At 43.0% G+C, this 26155-nt stretch carries 18 protein-coding genes; 2 read left to right on the top strand and 16 right to left on the bottom strand.

What is annotated here, in order from left to right; genetic code table 11:
• Nucleotides 1-546: 546 nt before the first annotated feature.
• The 16 genes from HMPREF2794_RS22555 to HMPREF2794_RS22480 all read right to left on the bottom strand — a co-directional run bounded on the left by HMPREF2794_RS22555 (nucleotide 547) and on the right by HMPREF2794_RS22480 (nucleotide 21848).
• Nucleotides 547-1800 carry a DUF1735 and LamG domain-containing protein gene (locus HMPREF2794_RS22555; protein WP_070752762.1) on the bottom strand — a complete coding sequence of 418 codons (1254 nt, stop codon included), beginning with the start codon at nucleotides 1798-1800 and terminating at the stop codon, nucleotides 547-549.
• A 367-nt stretch (nucleotides 1801-2167) separates the two neighbouring features.
• Complete coding sequence (locus HMPREF2794_RS22550; RefSeq protein WP_070752760.1) at nucleotides 2168-3133, bottom strand: glycosyl hydrolase family 18 protein; 966 nt, start codon at nucleotides 3131-3133, stop codon at nucleotides 2168-2170.
• Between the two features lie 195 nt (nucleotides 3134-3328).
• Nucleotides 3329-4960, bottom strand: a complete 1632-nt coding sequence (locus tag HMPREF2794_RS22545) for a BT_3987 domain-containing protein (RefSeq protein ID WP_070752757.1) — start codon at nucleotides 4958-4960, stop codon at nucleotides 3329-3331.
• A gap of 13 nt (nucleotides 4961-4973) precedes the next feature.
• Nucleotides 4974-5930 carry a glycoside hydrolase family 18 gene (locus HMPREF2794_RS22540; protein WP_022301170.1) on the bottom strand — a complete coding sequence of 319 codons (957 nt, stop codon included), beginning with the start codon at nucleotides 5928-5930 and terminating at the stop codon, nucleotides 4974-4976.
• Between the two features lie 74 nt (nucleotides 5931-6004).
• Nucleotides 6005-7600 carry a RagB/SusD family nutrient uptake outer membrane protein gene (locus tag HMPREF2794_RS22535; RefSeq protein ID WP_070752755.1) on the bottom strand — a complete coding sequence of 532 codons (1596 nt, stop codon included), beginning with the start codon at nucleotides 7598-7600 and terminating at the stop codon, nucleotides 6005-6007.
• Nucleotides 7601-7618: 18 nt separating this feature from the next.
• Complete coding sequence (locus HMPREF2794_RS22530; RefSeq protein WP_070752753.1) at nucleotides 7619-10960, bottom strand: TonB-dependent receptor; 3342 nt, start codon at nucleotides 10958-10960, stop codon at nucleotides 7619-7621.
• Between the two features lie 196 nt (nucleotides 10961-11156).
• Nucleotides 11157-12143 carry a FecR family protein gene (locus HMPREF2794_RS22525; protein ID WP_010538508.1) on the bottom strand — a complete coding sequence of 329 codons (987 nt, stop codon included), beginning with the start codon at nucleotides 12141-12143 and terminating at the stop codon, nucleotides 11157-11159.
• A 59-nt stretch (nucleotides 12144-12202) separates the two neighbouring features.
• The gene (locus tag HMPREF2794_RS22520; RefSeq protein WP_055269621.1) at nucleotides 12203-12754 is read right to left on the bottom strand and encodes an RNA polymerase sigma-70 factor; all 552 of its coding nucleotides are present in this window, start codon (nucleotides 12752-12754) and stop codon (nucleotides 12203-12205) included.
• Between the two features lie 188 nt (nucleotides 12755-12942).
• On the bottom strand, nucleotides 12943-14259 hold the full coding sequence (gene fucP, locus HMPREF2794_RS22515) for an L-fucose:H+ symporter permease (RefSeq protein WP_010538506.1): 1317 nt from the start codon (nucleotides 14257-14259) through the stop codon (nucleotides 12943-12945).
• Nucleotides 14260-14275: 16 nt separating this feature from the next.
• A complete protein-coding gene (locus HMPREF2794_RS22510) occupies nucleotides 14276-14668 on the bottom strand; it encodes an L-rhamnose mutarotase (protein WP_010538505.1) in 393 nt (130 codons plus the stop codon).
• 7 nt (nucleotides 14669-14675) lie between these two features.
• Nucleotides 14676-16106 (bottom strand): rhamnulokinase, encoded by a 1431-nt coding sequence (locus HMPREF2794_RS22505; protein ID WP_070752751.1) that lies wholly within the window; start codon nucleotides 16104-16106, stop codon nucleotides 14676-14678.
• Nucleotides 16107-16121: 15 nt separating this feature from the next.
• Nucleotides 16122-16760, bottom strand: a complete 639-nt coding sequence (locus tag HMPREF2794_RS22500; RefSeq protein ID WP_055269625.1) for a class II aldolase/adducin family protein — start codon at nucleotides 16758-16760, stop codon at nucleotides 16122-16124.
• 107 nt (nucleotides 16761-16867) lie between these two features.
• Nucleotides 16868-18643, bottom strand: a complete 1776-nt coding sequence (gene fucI / locus HMPREF2794_RS22495; protein ID WP_055269628.1) for an L-fucose isomerase — start codon at nucleotides 18641-18643, stop codon at nucleotides 16868-16870.
• A 69-nt stretch (nucleotides 18644-18712) separates the two neighbouring features.
• Nucleotides 18713-19708: a GntR family transcriptional regulator gene (locus tag HMPREF2794_RS22490; protein WP_055269630.1), complete on the bottom strand. Its 996-nt coding sequence runs from the start codon at nucleotides 19706-19708 to the stop codon at nucleotides 18713-18715.
• A 176-nt stretch (nucleotides 19709-19884) separates the two neighbouring features.
• Complete coding sequence (locus HMPREF2794_RS22485; protein ID WP_055269632.1) at nucleotides 19885-20439, bottom strand: 30S ribosomal protein S16; 555 nt, start codon at nucleotides 20437-20439, stop codon at nucleotides 19885-19887.
• A gap of 107 nt (nucleotides 20440-20546) precedes the next feature.
• The gene (locus HMPREF2794_RS22480; protein ID WP_070752749.1) at nucleotides 20547-21848 is read right to left on the bottom strand and encodes a Na+/H+ antiporter NhaC family protein; all 1302 of its coding nucleotides are present in this window, start codon (nucleotides 21846-21848) and stop codon (nucleotides 20547-20549) included.
• Nucleotides 21849-22043: 195 nt separating this feature from the next.
• Between HMPREF2794_RS22480 and HMPREF2794_RS22475 the strand changes: the two genes are divergently transcribed.
• Both HMPREF2794_RS22475 and HMPREF2794_RS22470 read left to right on the top strand, forming a co-directional pair.
• Nucleotides 22044-23114 (top strand): efflux RND transporter periplasmic adaptor subunit, encoded by a 1071-nt coding sequence (locus HMPREF2794_RS22475; RefSeq protein WP_070752747.1) that lies wholly within the window; start codon nucleotides 22044-22046, stop codon nucleotides 23112-23114.
• 7 nt (nucleotides 23115-23121) lie between these two features.
• Complete coding sequence (locus tag HMPREF2794_RS22470) at nucleotides 23122-26154, top strand: efflux RND transporter permease subunit (RefSeq protein WP_070752745.1); 3033 nt, start codon at nucleotides 23122-23124, stop codon at nucleotides 26152-26154.
• Nucleotide 26155 lies beyond the last annotated feature (1 nt).

The following is a 26155-nucleotide window of genomic DNA, read 5'->3' as shown; positions in this document are numbered from 1 at the left end:
TCCTATATTTATCAGGTTCATTTGAAGTATTCTACTGTATGAATTAAAGAGTTTTGGTTATCTATTAATGGTCTAGTGTTTATGTTTTGTCCTGTTACAGTTGTATATCTATTGGGATGCACAACAGTAACCGGGTTGTAGCACAAGTCTGTCTGCCCGGTTGCTCAACTGTAACTTCATAGTCTCTTTATGATTGGATAGGGGATGCGAAGAAAAAGTGCAGTTTGGGTTGGATAAAAGGTGAAAAGTATATAGACGTTTTTTGTAAACTTATAGAAAAAAGAATGCTTTTTGAGGGTTAAGGTATTGATTAGTAGTGCTGTGACATTTTTGTTTCTCCCCTTATAATAATTAGATTAGATACAAAAATGTCACAGCATTCATCTGATAATCCTCGGTTGCTACTTCTCTTTTTTTAGCCCATTACTTTCCCACCAGTTAATTATATGAGCGTTGGAAGAGTAAATAGCTTCCGGAGGATGATCAATTAAATAAAGTCCGTATATTATTTTATTAGAGAATGGTACACGAATTTCTCAGAATTGTTTATTCTTTGTTTTTCTGTGTTACTTCGATACCGTCCGGCCACATAACTTTAGAATGGGCTATTGCATCATTACCATTGCCTGTCTGATCTATCGCTTTATCGCCTTCTCCTTCATTAAATTTCCAATAAGCACACAGACCGGGTGTGGTAGGCTCTACACTGTACATATTCTGATAGATTTCTTCTTGTGTACGGGCTACGTTCCAAATACGTGCCTCGCAAATTTCACCATCAAGTTGGCGGAGAAATACATCAGGTTCATCATAAGAGTGACCTATCTTGAACATGTAGGCCTGTTTCTCACGTTCTTGTTTACCCAGATTGATCGGTGTACCGTTACCATAATCTTCGATGCGACTCTGTTCCTTGCCATCTACATACATAATAGCAGTTTTATGTTCTGTATCGTAGGTCACAGCTACATGATACCACTCATTTGCCTGCAGCAGTTTGTTGTTACTTGGATTGGGGAATTTTACATCACCGGGACTTGAGAATTGTAATTGTTGACGTGGGAAACCGGCATCTCCGATGCGGAACAAACAGTATTGTTCTATACCCATGATAGTGGAAATATCTCTTTCAAACTTGTTCACACGGATGATGGCTTCAAATGTCAATTGTGCCATATTGTTCACAACTGAAGCAGTAGGGCTTCCGAAATCAAAACCGGGCACTTCGAAGTAGTTATCTTTTAAGCTGGCAGCGGTAGTTATGGCACTGGAACGGCGTATCACGTAACAGATTGTTCTGGAGCCTCCTAGAATACTCATTCCATTTGAAGCTTGGTCGATGGTGACAGGTAATAAATAACCTGCGTCAATTTCCAGGTCGGTGAGGGAAGAGAAATCAATTGTGACGGGCTTTGAGGTGATTTCACCTTTGGGGATAACGGCTTGTTGTGCCGAGAATTTGTAATGTTTGGAGTCCAGTACAGTGAACTTGGTTCCGAGACGGGCATTGTAAGTGTCAGCAAGTGACGGCTCTGCTTTGAAACTAACATTGATATCTGCATCTGTGGGAAATGCGAGTACAGCCGAGATTTCTTTCTTTCCGTCCGCAATTGTCCGGTTGAAAGTGAAGTTGCTGACATCTTGCAATTCGGCAGCGTCAATGTAGACAACATTGTCGAAGGGAGAGGCATTGTTGTAGTCTTTGTTGTCGCAACTCACTGCCGATAGCAACGTGGCTAAGGTGATGCCTGCAAAAGAGGCAGTCGACAAAGCGTTTCGAAAGATTCTTTTTGTTTTCATGCGATTCTTGTTTTTTAGTAATTAGATTAATTCTTTATATATGGTGATATTAATTTCGTTCTTTATTGATTCTTTTTTTATAGTCCTTGGACTTTTATGAGACTTTAGATTTTATAGTTTGGGTCATTGGCCGGTATATTTATTATCTAAGTTTATGCTTTTTGATATAAAAACAGGTGTTACGCTTTTTATCTTTATGGCAAAATATTCTTTTGATTGCTTATATAATATGAAGAAAAGACTGGGAGTGTTCCTGTAAGAGTGTTGTTTCTTATGCAACACTCCCAGTTCTTTTTCTTTATCCGACGCAATGCCTGCTTTAGCATACTTTTAAAGAGGCATTGCGCCAGATTGTATTACACCTTAATTAGTAGTTCTTCGAATATGAAGTACCGGTATAGCTTACTGTCCTTCCTCCCCATACATACGGAGCGAAACAATTCATAGTTCCTGAACAATCATAATTGCGGAGATTGAACGACATAACGGCACCATATCCGTTATAGCTGCTTGCACAATTCTGGATTTGATCACAAGTTGGCCAACCACTGGTATAGTGCAATGACAGTTTTGCCCATTTGCTCTTTGGAAGTCCTGAAGGCGGATTAGAACTGCAACCGAAGTTCGGCCACATGTAACTGATAGCATTCATGGTAGTCTGGTTAAAACCTGTATAACCACCGTAATCAAATGCTGTAATTAATTTGTCCGGTAACAACTCACGCACTTTCTGAATGAGCAGACCAAAGTTGTTGGTACTTGGTGTGGGAGTACCGGATATCTTTCCATATTCGGCATATTCATCATCGAAATCCACACCGTCCAAACCATAGGTTGTGACACAGTTGGCTACTTGATATGCGAAATCATTGAGTAGTGAATCTCCCGCAGCTATATTTTTATTAGTAAGATTAGCAAATCCGACTCCCGTGTGGTCGCCGAGCAATCCGAGTAACACCTTAATTCCTTTATTCTGTAACGGCTTCACTAATGTGTTGATATTGTTCAGAATATAAGTTTGGTTAGGGTTGTGATACAGTTGCACTGATGATGCGGTTCCACGTATATTGGAAGCGAACAGAATCACATGATCAATCACCTCTTCGTGAGGATTCGTGCCGGTGAAGTAGTACTCACCTGCATTCAACGGGTTTATATCGTTTGTTTCGATATAAGCGGTGAATTTAGGTGTCTTTGTGCCTACAGCGCGTGTGGTAATACCTTGAGAAGCATCCTGTGCTTCATTTACGGTGTTATCATTGCTGCAACTTGCAACAACGAAGCTTGCAGCCATAGCTACAATCATTAAGAAAATACGATTTAATGTTTTCATCTTTTTAAAATTTTAGATGTTCATATTAAATTCAGGAAACAGTCAAATAACATTGATATAGAAAATAACTGTAGATTTCGGAGATGTACTATTTTACCTCCTTTCTTACTGTCTTTTTTAACACTCAGACATCAACACATACTCTTGGTTCTCATTTATTTTCCGATGTTCTCTTGACATTTTTATTTTTTGTTTTTACCAGTCTTTGGCGTATACATTATATGTTTGATTGAGCATATAGTATAAATACTGACTATCATACATATAATCTCCATTTACAAATCCCTCAGGTCCCCATGGCAATGTTCCCCATATTTTACCGTCATTCATAAAAAAACCTATTTGGAAAATTGTGCCAAGCATAGCACCTTCATATTGGTTTTGTTCATTGGCGATGAGGTCATTTCCAAATACAAGTATGTTATTGTCTCTCTCTTTTTCTTTTTTCCACATCACAAGTTTCTTGGAAGAGTCATTTCCAAGTTGGGCTGTTCCGGTATAATAACGGGGAATATTTACCTTTCCATAATATTCGGGTGCTAATCCTGCAATAGGTCTACGGGTATATTTGCTGTAAGACTGTTCGGATTCCCATGGTTCGATGATTTGTACTTCTTCTTCTTCGCTCACATATCCGTGCCATGCGTAATCAATGTATTCGCCTACTTTGATTCCGCCACATGCATTGACATCGTAGAAGTATTCGGTAGGTTTGTCTTTGTCTACCAAAGTGAGTAACTTGTCATCAGGCAGGACTTCATGTAGTGCTTTAATCAACTTGGGGTAGGAAGTAGTATTTATTGCAGGCATGCCTTCTTTGCCATAACCGCTGTCTCTATCCCAAAGATTCACTCCGTCTAGTTGATAAAGCTCTATCACATCTTTTACTTGGTTACTGAAATCAGCTATCTGTGCGTCACTCATATTACAGAATCCCAATCCTTTTCCACCTCCTTCGATACAGATGCAGACTTTGCGACCGTGTTCTTGGAGTCGGCGGATATATTTGTCTGCATTTTCAAGTACGTAGCGTATATCGCTGCTTAGGTTGAGTAGCGCACGTTTGGTTGCAGAATCGTAATCTACAGTTACAATTCTTAGATTGACGATGTCGCCAATCGTATATAATGTTTCAGACCAATCTTCTGTATTTGTTTTATTGATTCCATATACATCGGCTATCAATGGTTGGTAGTTTTCCGTATTAACATAAAATACAGCAAATAAATCGGGTAGCATCGGCGGCATTGCTATTGGCATTTGGGGATTGTACGGATAAATAGTCGTAAGCTTCTCTCTGATACTTACTCCATAATAGAGCACCTGTTTTTCGTTTTGAGCCTGTACATCTGTTGGTGCTTGCACTATGGTGAGTGGAAGTAGATATGTTGTTTCGGCTTCTAATCCCTGTGTCAAGATTGTAACCTTTATTTTTTCTGATACTTGTTTTCCGGCAGCAATAGTAAGTGTACCTCCCTTTTCGAATTGTACATTGGCTGCAGGTAATGCTTTCAGACTGGTCAGATTCGTTTCATTATAAATGTCCACAAGCTTTTCATCGGCTATCGCGGTTACTGTGACTGCGCTTGCAGCCGGTTGTGTCAGGGTGTAGTAAATGGCGTCGGTAGCGGAAGTTTCGTCTTTGGATAGTCTGATAGCCAGTTTATTGGTCAATGATTTTTCACTGTACAATATTCCCCCTATCTTACTCATCGCCACTTCATCGGGCAACTTGCCTGCTGCCATTGAAATAGGATCTTCGGTACATCCCGCCATTGCTACTAGTAGCAACAGGAACAGGAGATGTTTGATTGTATATTTTTTCATAACAGTATATTTTTTAGTTTGACGGATTCATCAATTGTATAGCTGTCCTGGTGATTGCATAATGCATTTTTGTTTGATAATAATCGTCACCTGTGGCAAAAATGGCTAGTCCTCCAAGAGGGCCTAGTGAAACTACGCGTTCAGTCATAACGGTTACGGCATCTTGTTTCACATTGGTTTCGTCGATTATTTGGTTATTGATTTTTGCAGCCAATAGCAGCTTCTCTTTAGGTAATGATTGGTTGTCAAGCAGTCCTGTGACCAGTAGTTTCAAGGTGGTGACATTAGTTATATCAACAGTGTTCAGTACTATATAGTCTAGTTTTTCGATATCGGAAGTTTCCACAAATGCGGGGTCGCCATCCAATACCAGTAATTTGTCACCACTAGCTGCTGCAGAGAGTCTGGAAACAATCAACTTTGCAGCTTCTTTGCGTGCGGCCAGTTCCGCTTCCGTACCACTATAGAGTGGCATGCCCGTAAAGGCAAAACCATTCAGATTCAGTTCGGTCGCTGTAGCGATAGCTTTGTCGAGAAAAGCCCCCAGTTTAGCTGCATCGGAAAGAATAGCCGCTTGTGAAGCGTAGTCTACACGGTAAAGTACTTTTGTACTTTTCTCCTGTAATAAGGGGATGTCTTCGCGGTCATAAGTGCTGATGTTTTCTGAATTAGCTAACGTGACTATATCCAGTGAATCAGGCAATGAACGAAGATACGCACCTTCATTCTTAGACTCTTCGGCACCATTATCGAAACTGCTGTATGTGATGTAATGCGGACGTTCTTGCTTGTAGACACGCAGCGATTCCATATAACGCGCCCAAAGTTCGGGATTCTGATCTTTGGCGTTTTGAGGGGCAATATCTACGGATTCTATATCTTTCCAGTCGTTACATGAGGCAATTGACAGGAGAGCCAGCAACAGGAATAATCCGGTGTATAACCTGGTGATTGATATTTTTATTTTCATATCGTTTGATGTATATATTTTTAGTTCTTTCTTCATTATTATAGTCGGGCAATTGTCCTTCTGAATGTGGACGGTTACGGAGTACGCGGTTTTTTATCCCACCATAAGGGAGTAGCTCCGTTATCGTCTCCACCCAACATCTTTACAGCTTCTGTGATATACTGGTTGTTGGAATACTCACGCGGTGGATACCACAAACGGCGAATCTTAATAACTTTGTCGTTGATGACACCGCCACTGTTATTTACAACTACCGGTAGCAGTTTGGGGTAACCCGTACGGCGGTATTCGCTCCATGCTTCTACTGTGCAGGGGAACATTGCAATCCACTTTTGAGTGATTATACGTTCCAAATTGGCTTCAAACTTATCGTCGCCATCTTGCCAGGCAATAGTAATGGTGCTGGCTGGAGCTGCGACAGAATAGGTACGCATAGGATCGGTATACGCTTGCGGTTTGTTTTGAGAGTCGGCAACATAAGCATCGGCGCCGGTTAGTCCGTATTGGTCGAAGGAAAGTGTAATGGCCTGTTCGTACAAAGACTTGGCATCTCCACCCATATTCCATCCCCGTAAGGCACCTTCTGCACGCAGGAAAGTGATTTCGGCGGCGTTCATCCATAAATAGGGACTTTCGGTAGCGATGACGGGTTTGCTATAACGGTCTTTCACTTCGTCCTTATTGGCTACGTCGATACCGATGCGGATACCTGCATAACCGTCAACTTTTACATTTTGGCCGCCTACCCTTTCGTCCAATTTTACGGTGGTGAACATCTTTGGCCGGCGAGGGTCGTTGTAACCATTCATATAAGAAATAATATCGGCACCCACACGGTGGTCATTCCAACCATTGAAAATCATAGAAGCACGATTCTCTTCTACTGTCAGCCAGGCGTTATCTGCGTTCGAGGTAATGACACCTGCGGATACAGCAGCTTCGGCAACTTGTTGGGCAGTGGCAGGATCAACGTAAGACATGCGGATAGCCATGCGCAGTTTCAGGGAGTTGGTATATTTGTGCCATTTATTCATATCACCGTAATAAACATCATCGAATTTACGGAAAGCTTCAGTCCCCAGGTTTAGATTCTCTTTCAATACAACATCCACTTCGTCCAGTTCTTTCAACATTTGTTTATAAACGTCTGCTTGGGAGTCATATGGCACAGAGAGTGATATTCCGCCTTGTTCGTCTACTATCTTGCTATAGGGGATAGGTCCATACATATCTGTCATACGGTGCATAATAGCTACGCGCAGTAATTTGGATAATGCCAATGCGACAGGATCATCGCTTTGGTCGCGCAGGTCACGGTAGAGCGGATAAGTTTCGGTGAAAACGTCGGAAAATGTTTTGTCCTGCCAATCCACAGACGGATTATATGTTTCAAATTTGGTTGTCCACGGGTTAGTGGCTCCGAAGTATCCGGCATACGGACCGGCAGCCAGCGCTTCAATAAATTGATAAAGATGCTCTTTGACGGGAACAACAAGCCCCTGTAGACCTCTTAGCGTAGCCCCTAAATTATAGTTTTCACGTCCCAGTTCATTCTTGTCCACTTCGTAATCTTTGCGGTTGATGTCGGCAAAGTTATTTGTACAGGCCGTTCCGCCAATAAGTAGTAGAGCAAAGAAGAACATCTTCAGGATAGATGTCACTTGTTTCATAATAGTTGATTTAGTTCGTTAAAAGTTAATTTTTACATTGAAACCAATGTTACGGGTACTTGGCAACATGAAGTAGTCGATTCCCTGATAATAGTTGTCCGTTGTGGCTACTGATTCGGGATCGAAAGGAGCTTTATTGTAAATCATCCATAAATTACGACCTATTACAGATACTTGGATATCACACACGTTTCCCAGCCACTTGCGCGGGATAAGGTATCCGATGCTTGCTTCTTGCAGACGCACGTTGGTGGCGTTGTAGGTGTAGTATTGAGGCAGTCCGCTTTCACTGCCAATCGTTGTATAATAGTTTTGCGCATCGACAAGTGTGCGGTTATTTACCAGTACACCGCCATTATCGCGTGCCAAAGCCGAACGTTCAGATACACCGTACTGGTCCATGGCTGCTTCTGTGGCAGAGTAGACAATGCCACCGATACGTGCCGTAAAGAGAGCGCTTAAGCTTATACCTTTCCATGAGAAGTGATTGCTCCATGCCAAATTGGCTTTTGGAAATACACTACCCAACTTGATGTCCGGCAGATTATTTTCTATAGCTACTATGCCGGTGGGGTCGATATCCACCATACCATTATCATCACGTTTCAGATCGGACTGAGTATAGAGGTCGCCCAATGTGCCGCCTTCCTTCAGAATAAAGCGTGCCTTTCCAAGTCCGCCTACATCCAGTCGGTCTTTGTTTATAAGTTCACCTGTCTCGGGATGTACGTAATCTCTTACTAGTTCTTTAATTTTATTTTTGTTATGGCTAAGGGTGAAGTTACTGTCCCAACGGAAGTTGTTATTCCAGGTATGTCCGTAACCCAATGAAAGTTCCAGTCCTGTGTTACGTACATAACCTGTCTGAAGATAAATGGTAGTGTAACCGGATGATACGGAAATTTGAGGGTCGAACGTTTGGTTGAATGTATTGGCCAGGTACCATGACAGGCCGAGATTAAAGTCCTTGAAAAGTTTCATGTCCAAACCGACTTCCCATGAATCGGTACGTTCCGGTTTCAGATCACCGATAGGATAGTGAGTCTTGGGCTTCCAACTTTGGGTGGCTTCATTATATTCATAAGTTGGAGAAGTTAGGTTGCGCGGATAAGGCATACCGACGGAACTGAACGAACCACGTACTTTCATGTAGTCAATGAAACTTGGCATCTGTATCATTTCGGAGATAACGCCCGAAAGTCCTACCGAGGGGTAGAAGAACGAAGAAGTGGATGAATTGGCGAGTTGCGATGCCCAGTCGTTACGTCCGGTCAGAGTCAGATAGAGCATGCTTTTCCAACCGACTTCTACACTGGCAAAGATGGATTGCGTTTGTTCCTGCCATTCGTCCTGACGTGCTTTCTTCTTGGCATTGTCAAGGTCGAAGACGTTGAATACGTTAGGGATTCCCTTTTCACGTATCGGACCACGATAACTTAATTCTTCAAATTTATTGTTTACAATACTGGCTCCCACGTTTGCTACTAATGAGTAGTCACCGAAACGCTTGTTGATATTGGCAAGTACATCGGCGTATGTTTGAGTTTCATCAGGTTTGGCAATGGTATAATGTCCCTGTGTGCTCTCTTCGGTTATGGTCGCATTTGAACTGGCATACAGTTTCTGTTCATACTTAGTGTGAGAATTGTCTATACGCACACGACCTGCAATGTTTAACCAGTCGGTGATATCATAACTTAACTGTGCGGAGAGCATATAACGTTTTTTTTGGTTGAGGCGTAAATTGCGATATGCAATCCAGTATGGGTTTTGCATACGAAGATCCCCTTCACCTTGCGGCCAAAACATCGTATTGATTTTACGTGCCGGATCCCAACGTTCAAATACTTTGATAAGACTGAAATCGTCACTACGTGGAAACAGGTAGACGGGTACAATTGGGTTGGAATATACGCCCTGGTTGGTCATGTTACGATCGTTTTGAATAATATAGCTGGCGCCTACATCAAGTTTCATCCGGTCATTCAGGAAACTTGTCGTATTGCGGAATGTAAAGTTAAAACGATTGTAACGGTTATTGGGGACTATACCTTGAGAATTTACGGATGCAGCCGAAAAGAAAGTCTGATTTTTCTCCGTTCCGGTAGAAAGAGTAACAGAGTTAGTGAATATCAATCCGGTGTCGAAGAAATCCTTAGGCTCGAATCCGGTACGTGAAGCCTCGTTCAACAATGGTCCCCAGCTTAAAGTGGTGGTACCACCTGTCTTGCCTCGGCTGCCTGTCCCATAGCGATTCTGGAACTGAGGAAGTACGAATGGTTTGGAGAACTCAGTATTACTGTTGACAGATACTTGTAGTTTTCCCACTTGTCCTCGTTTTGTAGTGATAACGATGGCGCCATTGGCTGCATTGCTACCATAGAGAGCGGCTGCAGCGGCACCTGTCAGTACGGATATGCTTTCTATATCATCCGGGTTCAGGTCTGCAATGCTTTCGGACTTACCACGAGAATCAAATTCCGTTCCACCTCCACCGCCAAAATTGAACATAGGAATACCATCGATAACGTATAGTGCATTGCTGCTCTGTTCGATAGACTTTGTACCGCGCATCACGACTTTACTTGCTCCACCCACACCGGAGGAACTACTATTGATATTGACACCGGCTACTTTTCCGTTCAGACTGTTGATGAAATTAGCATCCTTGATACCAGAAATTGCATCAGCCTTCACCTGCTGCACATTGTAGCTCAGTGCCTTTTGTTCGCGTTTGATACCGAGAGCGGTGACTACTACTTCGCTCAGTTGTTTAGTGTCACTTACTAATCTTATTTCGTAGATATTTTTATCTGTTATTTTCACACTTTGAGGTGTATATCCCACGTAAGTGAAGCTTAATGTGCTGCCTTGAGGAGCCATTATATTGAAATTACCATCGATATCGGTGATTGCGCCTATGGAGCTTCCTTCTACTTTAATGTTCACTCCGATCAGTGGCTCATTATTTTCGTCGATTACTATTCCACTAACTTTCTTTGCAGGAATTCCTTTAGGCTTGTTGTCAGGAATAATCATGATATACTTATCTTTGAACTGATAAGTAAATCCACTTCCCCGGAGAATTTGTGCAAGGGCATTCTCCAATGCCACAGCTTTCAGGTCAAGATTTAAAACAGGCTTGTTTCTTAGTTGCGAATCATTGTATCCGACAGAATAATCGGATTGTTTTTCTACTTCCTTAAGTGCCTCGATGATAGATATATTTTTCTTCTGAATCGTGATCTTGGCACTATTTTGTGCAAAGGAGGGTGCTTGCATCATCAACAAACAGAAAAAAAGTAAAAAACTTCTTCCCTTTGCGGTTTGATCTACTATAAATTCATAAATTTGTAGCATTTTCTTAGTATTAGGTTATTAACTAAATTATTTCACGGTAATTGAGTAGAGTAAGACTCTAGTATTGAGAATTTTGATTTCATATCCGGGATAGAGTTAGGGCTCCGTTCCGGATACTTTTTTACATGGGCTTTTAAAAGGTTAAAAAGGTTATTGAATATTGTTTTTTACTATTTCGTTTTTCCGGGGATACTTATTACTTAGAGATTAAGTAACAGTGATCTCCTTTTATCTTATAGTCCATTTGACCTACTACACTCACTATTATATCCATTACCTCAGAGAGTGGTGCCCGGTCTTTGAATCGGAAACTATACTTGTCTTCTTTCAGATTCTTGAGCTGATATTCGAATGTATAAGGATATTTACGTTCGAGTACTGTAATTATATCTTTGACGGACATTTCTCTGAATACAAGTTCTCCGCGTTGCCAGGCTGTAACCTCCTTCATGTCGGGATTGTCCAGGCAATGGCGACGGGTGTCTTTATTGTAAGCCAGCTGCTCATTCGGTTTTAGAATCACCTGCGATTTTAAATCATTGTACTCTACCAATACACTTCCTGAAATCAATGTGGCTGCCAACACCGGATTTTCCGGATAGGCTGAAACATTGAACTCCGTACCCAATGCTGTCACCTGAAAATCATTGGATTTGACGATGAACGGATGTCTTTTATCCGGTTTGACTTTAAAGTTAGCTTCACCGATTAAAAATACACTACGGTCTTTCCCGGTAAAGTTTTGCGGATATAAAAGTGTACTTTGTGAGTTCAGCTGTACCTGAGTTCCATCGGGTAGAGTGAGAGTCCTTATTTCAGCAGTAGGAATATATTGTTGAATAAGGTTCGCTTCTGTATCTTTACCGATGGTAGAAAGGTAAACGGAAGAAGCCGCTACTATAAATAAAACTGCCGCAACAGCCTGCCATATATGAATCGGTCGGATTGTTCTTTTTCGTGGTACGGAAGGAATTCCAGCGTTCTTTTTCAAAAGTTCATAGGACTCTTGCATATCGGCTGCGGTTCCTCGCTTATGAGCATCATCCCACAATTTTTGCAGTGCTTCATCTTTTTCAACGGTATGCTCTTCGTCTACCAGCCACTTGTAGAAATCTTGCTGAGTAGATTCCGGATAGTCGTTTCCGGTGAATAATGTTATTATTTTCTGAAAGTAATTCTTCATATTGAGGTATTAATGTTGTAACTGTTATATTAATACTTCAATTAACTAAGGCAGCTTACTTAAGGGAGTAGCAGAAAAAATGCAAAAAAGATGATTTTTTTTATTTCAAGCAGGGTTAAATAGATGTGATGTTCCACTGTTCGTTTCGAAATATTTAGTTTCTCGGCTATTTCAAGATTGCTCATATGCTTGAAACGACTCATTTCGAAAATCATTCTGCGTTGTTCCGGGAGACGTTCGAGAACTAATTTGATGATTAGTTGAGCCTCTTTATAATAGATGGGGTTGAGTGTATCTTCTGATTGGAAAAGTTCGTCGATGAGAGTTTTTTCTATAATTTTCTCCTGATAAGCCAATTCTACTTTTTTGTGTTTGATAAAATTGAGAGTTGTACTTTTAGTAAGAGTATAGATATAAGGAGTCGGATTAGGAACTTCTGCCCATAATTCAGGCTTAGTCCATAGTTTGGTGAAAACATCTTGGGTAATATCCTTCGCGTCTTCTTCGGATTTAAGCAGCATTAGGGCGAAATATTTCACTACTGAATAATACTTCGTGAATATTGTTTCGAATTGTTGCGCTAAAAGTCTTTCGTCTTGGTCTGGGGTCATCGGGTTAACAGATTATTAAAATCGAAAGACAAATGTAAACAAATTAAATTAAGATACGAAGAAAAAAGGAATAGTTTATAAAAAAAGAAAAAAGATAGTGACACTATCCGGTCGGGATGGTGTCACTATATGAGTGGGATGGTGACACCATCGTAGCAGGATAGTGTCACCATCTTAAAGTCCTTTTTCTACCAGTTTCTTTTCACGGTTCGATAGCCATAACCGATGATTACAAGGAAACAAATGAACGGCAAAATGAATGAAACATTGACAGCCGGCATAGAGCCAATTTCTTTCATATCAATGATACTTGCCTGTAACGGAGGTAGTACCGAGCCTCCCAGGATTGCCATAATAAGACCTGCCGCTCCAAATTTGGCATCGTCTCCCATACCTTTCAGGGCAATTCCGTATATAGTGGGGAACATCAGTGACATGCATGCGGAAACGGCTACCAGACAGTACAGTCCGAAGATATTCTGCAGGAAGATAGTTCCCAATGTAAAGATACCTCCGAAGATGGCAAGGATCATCAGTAATTTTCCGGCATTAAGATAACGCAGGATAAAGGTACAGATAAATCGGCTGATACAGAAGATAACCATTGCTATGATGTTGTACTGCTGTGACAGTACTTCTGCACTTTTTTCGTCCATACCATATTCCGGTGACATAAACAGGCGGGTTCCGTATTGAATGATGAATGTCCAGCACATAATCTGTACACCTACATAGAAGAACTGAGCAATCACTCCTTCGCGATAACGTGTCAGGGTAAAGATACGTTTTAGTGTCGGGAAAAAGTCTATTTTGTGATTCTGATCTCCGTTCTTTGGCATTTTGACGAATCGTATCAGTAGCAACATGGCCAGAATAACTATTCCGATAGTGAGATAGGGAGCAATCAAGACGGCAAGGTCACTTTCTTTGATAGCCTGAAATTCGCTTTCATTGAGTAAGGCACGTTCGTCGGTTCCCATCGGGTGGAGTTTTGCCTGAATAAATTGCATGGCTACAAACATACCGAGTAATGATCCCATTGGGTTGAAAGACTGGGCCAGATTCAGACGCCTTGTGGCAGTTTCTTCCGTTCCCATAGAAAGAATGTATGGATTGCAACTGGTTTCCAGAAAGGAAAGTCCACAGGTCAGAATAAAGTAAGCGATCAGAAACGGATAATATTCTCCCGTCATTTTGGCGGGAAAGAACAAGAAGGCTCCGAAAGCATATAGCCCAAGTCCCAGTAATACGCCGGCTTTATAAGAATATTTACGGATGAACATGGCAGCAGGAAAAGCCATGGCAAAGTATCCGCCGTAGAAAGCTACCTGAACCAGTGCTCCATCGGTTGCACTCATCCTGAAAATTTTGGAGAATGCTTTTACCATCGGATTGGTAATGTCATTCGCAAATCCCCATAGTGCAAAGCAGGATGTAATAAGTATAAATGGAATAAGATAGCTGACGCCGTCTTTTGAGATGATAGACTGCTTGGTGTGTTTCATGGTTATTTTTGTTATTTTAGGTATTATATAGATGGAACATTCTCTCCATTGGTTTCCATTTCTCAGCCGAACTCATTCCCGGAGCAGCCTGCTGGAAGATAGACATGTATTCTTCCCATTCCTGTTGTCGGGGGAGGGTGTTCAGGCGTGTCATAGCTGTGTCCCAATCAAAGTCTGCAGGAGTTTCGACGATCATAAACAGACGGGTGCCCAGAATGTAGATTTCCATCTCAAGGATACCTACTTCGCGGATTCCCGCAAGGATTTCGGGCCATGCTTCTGCCTGACTATGTCTTTTCCGGTACTCGGCAATTAGTTCCGGAGAATCCCGTAAATCAAGAGTCTGGCAATATCGCTTGACAGGGACGTTGTAGGTTTTTACTTGATAACCAGTTTGAGGTGTTTCCATATATTTCTTATTTTTCAGGGTAATATACTTGCGGTGTAACGCTGCGGCTTACAATTTCTCTGATTTCCCGGAGACTGGATATTTCTCCTTTGGCCATTGCCTGAGTCAGAATGTTGCCCATAGCAGTAGCTTCTATAGGTCCTGCATAAACAGGGATACCGAGTGCGTTGGCTGTGAGTTGGTTGAGCAGTTTATTTTGTGATCCTCCTCCGATGATGTTTAGCCGGTGAATCGGGGAGGGGAGACAACGGTTAAGTTGTTCTACTGCTTCCCGATATTTGAAGGCTAGTGACTGGAGTACACATTTTACCGTTTCTGCCTTGTTTTGGGGAACTTCCAGGGAATGAGCCCGACAGTAATTCAAAAGAGCTGTTTCCATATTTTCAGGGTTCATGAAGGCTGCATCGTCTACAGGAATAATGGTGTCGATTTCTGCTTCGGCGGCTTGCGGAAGAATCGTATCATAATTTTGTTCTTCTCCACACATTTTCCATTCGCTCATCAGACGTTGCAGAATCCATAGCCCGGTAATGTTTTGCAGGAATCGGATGTGTCCGCCTACCCCTCCTTCATTGGTAAACTGAGCGAGTCTTGCTTCTTCCGTTAATATGGGTTCATCCACTTCGACTCCCAGCAATGACCATGTGCCGGAGCTAAGAAAGGCTACTTGTCCTTCCATTGCAGGGACGGCAGCAACGGCACTGGCAGTGTCATGTGAGCCAACTGCAATAATATCGGCGGAGCCTAATCCGGTTTCACGGGCTATATCTTCTTTTAGTGTTCCTCTGATGGTTCCCGGTAGAATAATTTCTCCGAATAAATGTTCGGGGAGTCCCAAAGCACGAATAGTGTCCATCGACCAGTTTCGTTGGCGTGCGTCGAGCAATTCGGAGGTGGAGGCTATGCAATATTCATTATTAGCCACTCCTGTCAGGTAATAACTGAAAAGATCAGGCATGAACAGCAGTTGGTGGGCAACTTCCAATTGTACATCTTGACTCTGTTGCATGCTGTAGAGTTGGAATAGCGTATTGATGGGCATTACTTGTATTCCTGTGCAGGCGTAGTGCTTTTGTATATCCAGTATTTGGAATGCTTTAGCGGGCATTCCGTCTGTCCGGGCATCCCGATAGCAGACAGGGTTGCCCAGCAAATTTCCTTTTTTGTCAATCAGGCCGAAGTCTACTCCCCAAGTATCGATACCGATTCCTTTGACACGGTATCCTTTCTGTGCAGCGAGTTTCAATCCGGTTTTCATATCCTCGAACAAGGCCGGAAAATCCCAGTAAACATGATTTCCGAGTTTGACTTGCCGGTTGGTAAAGCGGTGGACTTCTTCTAATTCCAGTTTTCCCTGAAGAAGGGAGCCGGCGATAACACGTCCGCTGCCTCCTCCAAAGTCTACTGCTAAATATGTGTTTCTTGTGGTATCTTCCATGGTATTCCCGGATACTTATTTGGTTTTCTTTCCTAATACGTATATTTCCAGGTCTTCTATTTCTTCCGGTGTCAGTACGGAGTAATCGCCGCCGGACTGAACTATGATGCGACAGGCCATTTCAAAGAAAGTAGCCCGTTCGTACACTTGGTCAAAGTCTTTTCCGCATACTACTTGTCCATGATTGGTCAGCAGGACGGAATTATGATTCAGCATAGCCTCTACTACCGCTTTCGCCAATTCAGGAGACCCTGGTCGATAGTAAGGAATTACAGGGATTTCAGAGCCTACATGACAGGGGATCTCTGCTGTTACATTAAAATTCGTCGGTTTGTTTTTCATGCAGGAAATGGCAGTAGCATATTCCGACTGAAAATGGAGTACTACATTTACATCCGGTCGTTCGCGAAGGACGCCGAGGTGAAAAGTACTTTCCATAGACGGCTTTACACCATTAGCAGGCATACCGCTGGCAATATTGCAGATAGATACTTTTTCTTTGGCAAGGGTAGGGACCCATGAACCTGTACCCGAAATCAGTGCTTCTTCTCCGATTCTCCAGGAAAGATTTCCGCTGCTGCAGAGCATTAATTTTGCATCTCCGTAGCGGTGTGCCTGTGCAAGAAACTGTTCGATGTGTTCGTTAGTTATCATAGTGTTTTTATTTAAGCCGTATAGGGTGGAAGCTTGTTTTTCAGGCAGCTTCCACTTCTATGCGGCAAAGTTAAATTTTTAATTTATATAGGACGAAGGTTTCTTGTTTATTTGTAGATAGGTCCGTAAGTTGTGCAGGCTCTGTAGTCTGCTCCTTCTTTATCCATGCCGAATGCGTTCCATGCAGCCGGGCGGAAAATTTCGTTCTCATCTACATTGTGCATGCAAACAGGGATGCGAAGCATAGAGGCAAGGGTAATCAGGTCTTGTCCGATGTGACCGTAGCTGATAGCGCCATGATTAGCTCCCCAGTTGTTCATTACAGAATATACATCTTTGAAAGCAGCTTTGTCGCACAGACGGGGAACGAACCAGGTAGTAGGCCATGTCGGGTCAGTACGCATATTCAGCTTCTGGTGGATTTCCGGATCGATTTCAACGGTCCATCCTTCTGCGATTTGCAGGACAGGACCTAAGCCTTTAATCAGGTTCAGGCGCATCATAGTGACAGGCATTCCACCTTTTGAAAGGAAGTTGGATGAGAAGCCGCCGCCACGGAAGTAGTCGCGGTCCGCCGGATACCATGTCGTTGCTTTGAGGCAGTTTTCTACATCTGCATCTGTCAGGTTCCATGGTTCTTTCATGACAGGATTTCCTTCTGCGTCTAATGACTGGCCGGAACCGTCGAGGGTTGTTGCTCCCGAGTTGATCAAGTGGATGATACCGTTTGCAGCTAAGCCGGTCAACTCTTTACCGGTTACACGTTTTACGGCTTCAGGACTCCAATAAGTACGTACATCGGAGAATATTTGTGCACGGTTGGTCAGTAAATGTCCGAATAGCATGGCCACACCGTTGCAGGCATCGTTTTCGGTAGCTACTACAAATGCTTCGCGGATGCCGTTCCAGTCGAAAGAGGTGTTGAGCAATGCTTCCGGATAGTCACCGTTAGGATAGAAGTCTGTCCATTGGCGTTGTCCCTGGAAGCCGGCAGCGATGGCATTGTGTCCCAGAGCTTCTTCCTTGAATCCCATTTCTTTCAGTTTCGGGTTTCCGGTCATCAGGTCGCGCATGATAATCATCATCTTCACAACAAATTCCCAGTCTGCATCCTTTTGTTCACGGTTTTTACGTTTTTCCGGACGGTTCTTGAAGTCCTCACCTTCGTTTACTTTACAGTACTTTTCAGTCCATGCCATTGCTTTGGCGTATTCTTCGTGGTCATAAATACCTTCTTCCATGCGGCGGATGATTTCTGTCAGGTCTATTGACTCATTGCGCATTCCCAGATATTCCTGGAAGAAATCAGGATTAACGATAGAGCCGGCGATGCCCATAGAGACGCTGCCCATTGAAAGGTAAGACTTACCTCTCATAGTGGCTACTGCCTGTGCTGCACGTGCAAAACGAAGAATTTTTTCTGCTACGTCTTCCGGAATTGTGTTATCGTCGAGGTCTTGTACATCACGTCCGTAGATACCGAATGCAGGAAGTCCTTTTTGCGCGTGTCCCGCCAATACGGCTGCAAGGTATACAGCTCCCGGACGTTCGGTTCCGTTGAAGCCCCATACTGCTTTCGGGTAATGTGGATTCATATCCATTGTTTCCGCACCATAGCACCAGCAGGAAGTGACAGTAATAGTAGACCCTACACCTTCTCTTTCAAACTTTTCCGCACAAGCAGCGCTTTCGGCTACACGACCGATGGTGCTGTCGGCAATTACACATTCCACAGGAGTGCCGTCACCGTTTTTCAGGTTATTGCCGATTAACTCAGCTACTGCTTTGGCAAGGTTCATTGTCTTTTCTTCAAGACTTTCGCGAACGCCGCCCTGGCGACCGTCGATAGTGGGACGAATCCCGATTTTCGGATACTTTTTCATGGTTTCTTAATTTTTTTATTTAGTGGTTAATATCTGTGCTGAGCTGTGCTGGTTATGTGGCAAAAAAAATCATAGGGAGTTTCGGAGTCTTACTTCTGTAGGCAGGTATTTTTGTATCGGTACATTGTTCAGAACAAAATTTGCCGCCTCATTTCCCATCATTTCCCAATCAATGCTCAATGAAGTGATTCCTTCGTCAATCACTTCGTAAGAAGGAATATCATTGTATGCCAGCAGACCGAAATCTTTTCCGCATTTCAGTCCTTCCAGTCTTCCTTGTTTTACAACCTTCACTACATCTTGTTGTTTAATGGCTATATAGGCCACTCCTTTACGTACGGTCAGGTTATCAATATCTTCCTGTATTTCACATAAAAATCCTTGTTCCTCGCAGAAACGGGTAAAATACTCTTTACTGCTCTGAGGATGTTTCAGGTTTTTAGAGAATAACAGAACAAGTTGAGGATAATGCCGCAATCTTTCCTTCAGCATAAGTAATGCCTGATAGAAAGCTTCATCAAAGTCCTGGCAAATATAAGAGTACTTTTCTTTCTCGAATTTGCCGAAGTCAAGGAGCAGTAATCTTGTAGGATGGATTTTATTGAGAACTGTACTGAATTTCTCGTTATCGAAATTCATCACTATGTATTTATTGTATTTTCCTATAGATTCGCGGATAATGGTATTGAAAAGCCGTTCATTGTATTGATGAAACAGCAAGTCTACCTTGTAATTAATAGGCAGATGTTTAACGAAACTATTGTATAGGGCTTCTTTGAAAGGAGTATATTGGTCAAGCAGGAGCAGGATGTTGGTTACCTGACTGGTTACATAATATCCTTTTCCCGGAGTAGAGTCGATCAATCCGCGTTCGCGAAGATCGAGAAAGGCTTTGAAGACCGTATCACGGGATACTCCGTATTGTGCACTTAACTGATTGATGGAAGGCAAAGAATCTCCTTCACGAAATTCTTTCATGGAAATAGCCTGACTAAGTGTGTCCGCCAATTGCGTAACCTTACTGGACTGTTGACCAAATGTTTTCTTTTTACCAGTTCGTCTCATACTGTTATAAGATAAATGACTGTGCTGAGCTATGCTGCTGCAAAGAAAGGAAATTAATTCATAAGTCGAGAACTAATTTTATATGTTCTATAGCAGGAAATAAAAAAAATCCCCTTCGGCGAACCGAAGAGGATTTATAGCTTTTTCCAAATTTCTTATTAGGAACCTGCCGAAATTTATTCAGCAGCAGCTTCTGTTGCAGGAGCTTCTTCAGCCGGAGCCTCAGTTGCTTCTTCTGCAGGTGCTTCAGCAGCAGCTTTTTCAGCAGCTTCAGCAGCTTTCTTTTCAGCGAGTGCTTTTGCTTTCACTTCGTTGATCTTCTTTTCTGCTTCCAGACGTGCTTTAGCTTCCGCTTTCTTTTCTTCGTCTTGTTTAGCTTTCAAAGCAGCCAGACCTGACTGTTTGTTATTCTTCCAAGCTTCGAATTTAGCTTCTGCTTCTGCTTCTCCGAATGCGCCTTTTGCAACACCGCCCAAAAGATGTTTCTTCATGTAAACACCTTCACGAGAAAGGATATTACGTACAGTGTCACTTGGCTGTGCACCTTTCAGTACCCATGCCAATGCAGCGTCGAAATTCAAATCTACTGTAGCAGGATTGGTGTTCGGGTTGTAAGTACCAATCTTCTCAATAAATTTACCATCACGTGGTGCTCTGCTGTCTGCAATTACAATTGAATAAAACGCGTAACTTTTACGTCCGTGTCTCTGCAATCTGATTCTAGTTGCCATTTTTAATAATTGTTTTTAATTAATGATTTGAATTATGCTACTAACTCGTAATAGCGGGTGCAAAGATACAGCTTTTCTTTTGATTGACAAATATTTCCTTTTTTTTCTTACGAATACCTCCTCGGATATCGGAACAGGATGGCGAGCAAGGCACAGGCTCCCATGGTGAACGGGTAATAGAGATTACCGATGATACTGATAGGAGAGATGTTGGCTAATCCTGCGGCAATCAGCATTTGTGCTCCGTAGGGTATAATACCTTGTATCAGACAGGAGAAAGTATCAAGGATGCTGGCGGTCTTTCTACGGTCGAGGTGGAATTTCTGTGCGATATCCTTGGCAATAGGTCCTGTTGTGATGATGGCAATTGTATTGTTGGCGGTACATAGATTAGCGATGCTGACCAGAGCGGCAATGCTCAGTTCCGCACCACGTTTTCCGTTGACGTGGCGGGTCAGCTTTTTGATGATAAAATCGATACCGCCATTATAACGGATCGTTTCGAGCATACCACCTGCCAGCAAGGTGATAATAATCAATTCTCCCATACCTGTGATACCCGTTCCCATTGCTCCAAACCAATCGAATACATCAAAATTTCCGGTAACTATACCGATGATACCGCTTGTCAGGATACCTATGATTAATACCAGCATCACGTTCATTCCGGCAATGGCTGTTCCCAGTACTATAATATAAGGTATCACTTTGACCCATTCGATCGTTTGTACTTGTGTGGGTGCAGTGATGGATAACCCTTGGAAAATATAGATTCCCAGCACGATAATTGCTGCCGGAACCACAATCATGGAATTGACCCGAAACTTATCGCGCATCACACATTCCTGTGTTTTGGTAGAGGCGATGGTCGTGTCGGATATAAATGACAGGTTATCTCCGAAGAAAGAACCTCCGACAACGACTGCTACCATGAATGGAAGGGCTATTTCAGTCTTTTCGGCCAGACCTACAGCAACAGGGGTAAGGGCTACAATCGTGCCTACACTCGTGCCGATGGATAATGAGATGAAACAGGCGGCTATGAATATACCCGCCAATAGTAAATTGTCAGGGAGGATGTGCAGTGTCAGATTGACGGTTGCATCAATGGCTCCCATCTGCTTGGCGCTTTGTGCAAAAGCTCCGGCAAGAATGAAAATCCATATCATCAGGAGGATATTCTTGTTGGCGGCTCCTACTGAGAACTGGTAAATTCGCTGTTCGAGCTTCAATCCCCGTGTGATGGCAATTGCGTAGCAGGAAGAGACGAGGAAAGCAACGGTGATAGGTACTTTATAAAAGTCATTAACAAGAATGGAAGTAACCAGGTAGAGGCAAAGAAATACGAGTAACGGACTCAGTGCCCACCAGTTACCATGACGTTCTTTATGTATTTTTTCTTCTGTCATAAATTGATATTATGGTATACATTCGAACTGCAAAGATAGTAAGGAAACACATAAGTAGGATAAAAGGCTCAATTTTTCATCTTTTCTTTTTCCGTTTGGGCTCTTTCTTTTTCCGCTTCAGAAATTAAATTCCTTCTCTTTTTTCCTCTTTCCGTTACTTTCGTGCCGTTGACAACGTAACTAATGTAGAATAGAATGACAACGACTAAATTTTCATTATGTGTTTTTTGTCTCTGCCTGCTCACGTCGTGTGGTAAAGGAGAGAAGAAAACGAACGAGCCTGTACGGGTAAAAGTGGCGGAAGCGGCAATTCATGTTCCTTCTGCAGAGCGTGAATTTTCATTCATTTCCAAGCCGTTCAAGGAGACTGAACTCTCTTTTCGGGTGGGTGGACCGATTGACCGTTTTGAAGTGTATGCAGGTAACTTCTATCACCGGGGAGATATTATAGCTGAAATTGATTCTCGTGATTTTCGTATTCGTAAGGAACGTGCCGAAGCTATTTATCATCAGGCAAAGGCGGAATTCGAGCGAATCAAAGTGTTGTATGAGAAAGACAACTTATCTGCCAGTGCCTATGAAAAAGCGCATGCAGACTATACTTCTGCCAGAACGGCTTATGAAACAGCCGTCAATGAACTCGAAGATACACGGCTGATCGCCCCTTTTGACGGATATATAGGGGAAGTATATATTGAAAAATATCAGGATGTGAAAGCAACTCAGTCTGTCGTCTCTTTTATCGATATCACCCAGTTGAAGATAGAAGCGTATGTGACTCAGGAAATCGCATTTCAGGCGAAGGAGATCAAGGAAGTAGGAATTCGTTTTGATGTTTGTCCCGAAGTCGTATATCCGGCAAAAGTGATAGAGATTTCAAAGAGTACGACGCGCAATAACCTTTCTTTCCTTATGACGGCACTGTTGCCCAATAAACAAGGGGAATGGCCTGCCGGTATCTCAGGGAAAATGTTGCTGGATCTTCCTTCTTTGTCATCTGTCCCCATAGTGACTGTTCCGCAAACGGCTCTTAATCATCGTCCTACTGAAGGAGATTATGTCTGGATGGTGGATCATGCGACAGGGAAAGTGTGGAAGAAAAAAGTCGTTTTAGGTGAATTACTTCCGAATGGAAGAGTGGAAGTGAAGGGTGGACTGCAGGCAGGAGATCAGGTAGCTGTGAGTAAATTGCGTTTTCTTTCGGACGGGATGCCTGTGGATATCATTTCTCAGAAAGAAAACAAACCGGTTACTGCTCAAAAGTAAATAGAAGATGAAATTGGTGAAATATTTCTTGCAGAAGAAGTCGGTGACTATTCTGCTGCTGGTATTAGTGTTGGGAGGAGGATTGTTTTCTTATGTCAAAATGGGAAAACTGGAAGATGCCCCGTTTACTATCAAGCAAGCATTGGTGATGACTCCTTATCCGGGGGCTTCTCCTTCCGAAGTGCAGTCTCAGGTGACAGATGTATTGGAGGAATCGATACAGTCATTAGGAGAGTTGTACTATCTGAAAACTGAGAATCGGGCAGGATTATCTAAAATAACTGTTTATGTGAAGAAGGAAATCCGGGCAGACGAGATGCAGCAATTGTGGGATAAACTTCGTCGGAAAGTCAATGATGTGCAGTCGAAACTTCCTGCAGGAGCAGGTCCTTCCGTGGTAAATGATGATTTTGGGGATGTGCTGGGTGTTTTCTATGGTCTGACGGGGGAAGGATATTCTTACCGGGAACTGGAAAATCAGGCGAAGCTTATCAAGAATGAGCTGCTCAGAGTGAAAGATGTGGCAAAAGTCGAGATTTACGGTGTACAGTCTCCAACGATTGATGTTATTCTTAATCCCTCTGTTATGGCACGGAGCGGAATTACGACTGCGGATATTTCGCGTGCTTTCGATGCGCAGAATAGAGTGGTGGATGCCGGGGGAATTGATGCCGGTGTAAACAGGATACGGATTGAGTCTACCGGAAATTTTTATTCTCTGGATGATATTCGGAATATGACTATCGTATCACGTACAGGTGAACATTTCCGGTTGGCTGATATTGCGGAGGTTCAGGATAGCTATCAGACACCTCCAAGCAATAAAATGCGGATTAACGGTCAGCCTGCTGTGGGGATTGCTATTTCTACCATTCCTACAGGGAACGTGGTCGATATGGCAGAGGCGGTGAAACTGGTGATTGACCGTTTTACAGAAACAATGTCCGAAGGGTTTGAGTTGCAGACGATTTATGACCAGGGTTATGAATCGGCGGTAGCCAATCAAGGATTTATCCTGAATCTGATCATATCTGTTGTGACAGTAGTAGCTATTCTGTTGTTCTTCATAGGGTTCAAGAATGGCATTCTGATTGGCAGCGGATTGGTGTTTTCTATTTTTGCTACGTTGATTGTGATGTTTTCGCAAGGAATTGCATTGCAGCGTATGTCACTTGCCGCCATTATCATTGCCATGGGAATGCTGGTAGATAACGCTATTGTGGTTTCTGATTCGGCCTTGGTCAATATGCAGCGGGGGATGCGTAAACGGGTAGCTATATTACGCGCTTGTTCTTCGACCTCATTGCCCCTGTTGGCGGCAACAGTGATTGCGATTCTGACCTTCTTGCCTATTTATTATTCGCCGCATATTACCGGCGAGTTATTGTCATCCTTAGTTGTAGTTATCGGCGTTTCGCTGATGTTCAGTTGGGTCTTTGCGCTGACACAGACTCCGTTCTTTATACAGGAGTTTGTCCGTCGGCCGAGACCCGACGAACTTAAGGCGGCTCTTTTTGCAGGCAAGTATTATGATAAATTCCGTTCTGCATTAAGATGGGTGATTCGTCACCGGTATGCGACGATTGGATGTATGGTCGTTATGCTGGTGTTGTCGGCATGGAGTTTCAAGTTTATTCCGAAGGTCTTTGTCCCTGCTTTGGATAAGCAGTATTTTACATTGGATATGTGGCTGCCCGAAGGGACACGGATTGAAGAAACAGATAAGATGGTGATGGATATGGCGGCGTATATCCGTGGACAGGAAGAAACGGAAATGGTCTCGACTTATGTAGGGCGCACTCCGCCGCGTTATTATCTGTCAAACGTCTCCTTTGGGCCTCAATCCAACTATGCACAGATTCTGGTGAAATGCAAGACTTCGAAACTTTCCCGTCAGTTGCATGCCCGTTTGCAGGATTCTATTTCGTTGAAGTATCCGGAGCCGTTGATTAAAGTAAATAAATTCGAGTTGAGTCCATTGACGGAGGCGGTGATTGAAGCCCGTTTTCTCGGACCGGACCCTGCCGTACTCGATTCGCTGGTGGGACAGGCTGTTGAGGTGATGAGGCGAAATCCCAAGGTTGCGGATGCCCGGAATGAATGGGGAAATATGTCGATGATAATTCGTCCGGTGTATGATCCGATGAAAGCCGGAGCATTGGGGATTACAAAAGCTTCGATGATGGAGTCGGTGAAGTCAATTAATGATGGTTTGCCTGTCGGTGTCTATCGGGATAATGAAAAGAAAGTTCCCGTTCTTTTGAAATCGGGTAATGTGGATATAATGGACGCTAATTCTTTAGGAGACTTCTCCATATGGAATGGAGAAAGGTCGGCTCCGCTTTCGCAGGTAACGGAGCGGGTAGAGACGACATGGGAATTTCCACAGGTGAGAACCTATAACCGTCAGTTGTCAATGGCTGCAATGTGCGGCGTGAAACCGGGGCATACGATGGCGGAAGTACACGGAGAAATCCGGAAAGAAATAGAGAATATCCGACTTCCCGAAGGATATACTTTCTTTTGGGATGCCCAGTATAAGGATCAGGGGGAGGCGATGCAGGCTATTGCCAAATATTTCCCGCTGGCATTTCTTGCATTGGTTGTTATTTTAGTTTGTCTGTTCGGTAATTTCCGTGACCCGGTTATTATTCTTTGTGTCCTGCCTTTGTCTTTGATAGGCATTGCGGTGGGGATGCTTTTGACTGGTTTCGATTTTGGGTTCTTCCCGATAGCCGGCTGGTTGGGGTTGCTTGGGATGATAATTAAAAATGTGATTGTACTGATTGATGAAATAAATGTGCAGCACCGGACCGGAATTGATCTGTATACATCTATTGTTGAGGCTACGGTTTCCCGAACTCGTCCGGTATTGATGGCAGCTACTACTACCATCCTCGGTATGGTTCCGTTATTGTTCGATGTTGCTTTCGGCGGAATGGCTGCTACTATTATTTTCGGACTGACGTTTGCTACGGGACTGACCTTGTTTGTCACCCCTGCATTATATTCAATGTTTTATAAAGTAAAAGGAAAATAAA

The sequence above is a fragment of the Bacteroides sp. HMSC067B03 genome (assembly GCF_001811315.1).
In the GTDB taxonomy this organism is placed as follows: domain Bacteria; phylum Bacteroidota; class Bacteroidia; order Bacteroidales; family Bacteroidaceae; genus Bacteroides; species Bacteroides faecis.
This window is presented reverse-complemented; position numbering and strand designations above follow the sequence as displayed.

What these genes read in the sequence shown, in the direction of transcription:
- HMPREF2794_RS22555 (WP_070752762.1), bottom strand. Translation starts at nt 1,800, where the DNA reads ATGAAAACAAAAAGAATCTTTCGAAACGCTTTGTCGACTGCCTCTTTT.
- HMPREF2794_RS22550 (WP_070752760.1), bottom strand. Translation starts at nt 3,133, where the DNA reads ATGAAAACATTAAATCGTATTTTCTTAATGATTGTAGCTATGGCTGCA.
- HMPREF2794_RS22545 (WP_070752757.1), bottom strand. Translation starts at nt 4,960, where the DNA reads ATGAAAAAATATACAATCAAACATCTCCTGTTCCTGTTGCTACTAGTA.
- HMPREF2794_RS22540 (WP_022301170.1), bottom strand. Translation starts at nt 5,930, where the DNA reads ATGAAAATAAAAATATCAATCACCAGGTTATACACCGGATTATTCCTG.
- HMPREF2794_RS22535 (WP_070752755.1), bottom strand. Translation starts at nt 7,600, where the DNA reads ATGAAACAAGTGACATCTATCCTGAAGATGTTCTTCTTTGCTCTACTA.
- HMPREF2794_RS22530 (WP_070752753.1), bottom strand. Translation starts at nt 10,960, where the DNA reads ATGCTACAAATTTATGAATTTATAGTAGATCAAACCGCAAAGGGAAGA.
- HMPREF2794_RS22525 (WP_010538508.1), bottom strand. Translation starts at nt 12,143, where the DNA reads ATGAAGAATTACTTTCAGAAAATAATAACATTATTCACCGGAAACGAC.
- HMPREF2794_RS22520 (WP_055269621.1), bottom strand. Translation starts at nt 12,754, where the DNA reads ATGACCCCAGACCAAGACGAAAGACTTTTAGCGCAACAATTCGAAACA.
- fucP (WP_010538506.1), bottom strand. Translation starts at nt 14,259, where the DNA reads ATGAAACACACCAAGCAGTCTATCATCTCAAAAGACGGCGTCAGCTAT.
- HMPREF2794_RS22510 (WP_010538505.1), bottom strand. Translation starts at nt 14,668, where the DNA reads ATGGAAACACCTCAAACTGGTTATCAAGTAAAAACCTACAACGTCCCT.
- HMPREF2794_RS22505 (WP_070752751.1), bottom strand. Translation starts at nt 16,106, where the DNA reads ATGGAAGATACCACAAGAAACACATATTTAGCAGTAGACTTTGGAGGA.
- HMPREF2794_RS22500 (WP_055269625.1), bottom strand. Translation starts at nt 16,760, where the DNA reads ATGATAACTAACGAACACATCGAACAGTTTCTTGCACAGGCACACCGC.
- fucI (WP_055269628.1), bottom strand. Translation starts at nt 18,643, where the DNA reads ATGAAAAAGTATCCGAAAATCGGGATTCGTCCCACTATCGACGGTCGC.
- HMPREF2794_RS22490 (WP_055269630.1), bottom strand. Translation starts at nt 19,708, where the DNA reads ATGAGACGAACTGGTAAAAAGAAAACATTTGGTCAACAGTCCAGTAAG.
- HMPREF2794_RS22485 (WP_055269632.1), bottom strand. Translation starts at nt 20,439, where the DNA reads ATGGCAACTAGAATCAGATTGCAGAGACACGGACGTAAAAGTTACGCG.
- HMPREF2794_RS22480 (WP_070752749.1), bottom strand. Translation starts at nt 21,848, where the DNA reads ATGACAGAAGAAAAAATACATAAAGAACGTCATGGTAACTGGTGGGCA.
- HMPREF2794_RS22475 (WP_070752747.1), top strand. Translation starts at nt 22,044, where the DNA reads ATGACAACGACTAAATTTTCATTATGTGTTTTTTGTCTCTGCCTGCTC.
- HMPREF2794_RS22470 (WP_070752745.1), top strand. Translation starts at nt 23,122, where the DNA reads ATGAAATTGGTGAAATATTTCTTGCAGAAGAAGTCGGTGACTATTCTG.